This window comes from Salinispora goodfellowii (genome assembly GCF_059570675.1).
In genome coordinates this window covers 1-1,425 of the sequence record NZ_JCANTD010000094.1, presented here as the reverse complement: position 1 = coordinate 1,425, position 1,425 = coordinate 1, and the positions used below count along the sequence as shown (strand labels likewise).

The following is a 1,425-nucleotide window of genomic DNA, read 5'->3' as shown; positions in this document are numbered from 1 at the left end:
AGCTGACTCGACGTTCGACTCGTAGCGGTTCGGCTGGTGAGGTTGGTGGGGGTCCGGCGGGGCGGGCGTCGCGGATGTCGGCGATTTTGGCTGATGTCAGCGGGTTTGGCAGGCTTCGCAGCAGGACTCCGTCGGCGCTGATCTGCATGAGGCCGCGGTCGAGTCGGACGGTGACGCGGCGGCCGGCCAAGTGGTAGCCAACGGGGTGTTGCCGGCCGGCGAGGCTGATCAGGCCGGTGGCGTTGACGAGCCGTTCGACCTCGATGGGGGCGCCGGGCTGGGCGGTGCCAGTGGTGATCGGTGGTCGCCCGGCAGGTCGGCCGTCGTCGGTGAGGAGTTGCCGCAGGTTGGCGGAGGTGAGCCGGGATGGGACGGTCTTGAGTCGGACGCCGTTGATGAGCAGGTGGACGACGGTGGCGTCGGCCCAGAGGGTGACTGGAAGTCCGGCTCGGGTGGGGCTGAGCCAGAACTGTTGCCCGCAGACGGTGAGGTTGCCCGAGGCGGGAACGAGGCGGGTGAGCTCCACGGCTAGGCCGACATCATCGCCGGTCGTCACTGGTGCGGCGGCAATGGTGGCTGAGGCGGCGGATGACGTCGGTGCTGATGGTGGGGGTGGCAGCGGTTCTCGGGGGGCGGGGGTTGTGCTGGTCAGCGTCGGGGGCAGCCGCAGCGGCAGTTGCTCGTCAGCTAGCGGACTGGGGAACCGGTCGACCGGGAACGCCATCGCGAGGGATTGGTGCGGTCGTTGGGTGTTGTATTCGTGCCGGAACACGTTGATGGCAGCCTGGGCCTCCTCCGGGCTGGCCCAGACCTCGACATCGTCGAGGAGTTCGCGTTGCAAGGTCTGGTGGAACCGTTCGACCTTGCCGGTCGTAGTCGGGGTGCGGGGTTTGGTGTTGCGGGCCGCGATGCCGTTCTCACGGCAGATGCGTTCGAATAACACCTCGGCTGGGCGGGGCTGGTTGAACCGGCCGGTGAACTGCTTGCCGTTGTCCGTCAGGACCTCCTCGGGCATCCCGAACCGTTGCAAGGCTTCGGTGAAGGCCAGACACACGGCCCGGCCGGTTGCTCGGCGGACCACGGCCGCAATGACGCAGAACCGGGAGTGGTCGTCAACGCCGGTGACGACCTTTGCCTCACCACCGTCAGCGAGGCGGATACCACCGACGATGTCCAGCTGCCACAGCTCCATCGGTCGACTGCGTTCCCACCGCTTGTAGTCCTCACGACGACGGCGGCGAGGTGTCGGGGTGACCAGCCCGTGTCGGATCAGTACCCGATGCACCGTGATCCGCGACGGAACCGGCCCAGGACAGTCCCGGCGGCCTAGCTCGAAGACGAGACGACGGGCACCCCAGCGAGGATGGTTCCGGCGCAGCTCACAGATCAGCGCCTCCACCTCTGACGGAATCTGACTGGGCGAGG

The 1,425-nt window shown here is 67.8% G+C and carries 1 protein-coding gene; it reads right to left on the bottom strand.

Annotated features, from left to right (window positions below):
- On the bottom strand, positions 1-1,425 hold a 1,425-nt coding region (locus tag T398_RS26775), incomplete at both ends, for an IS481 family transposase (RefSeq protein WP_496450577.1).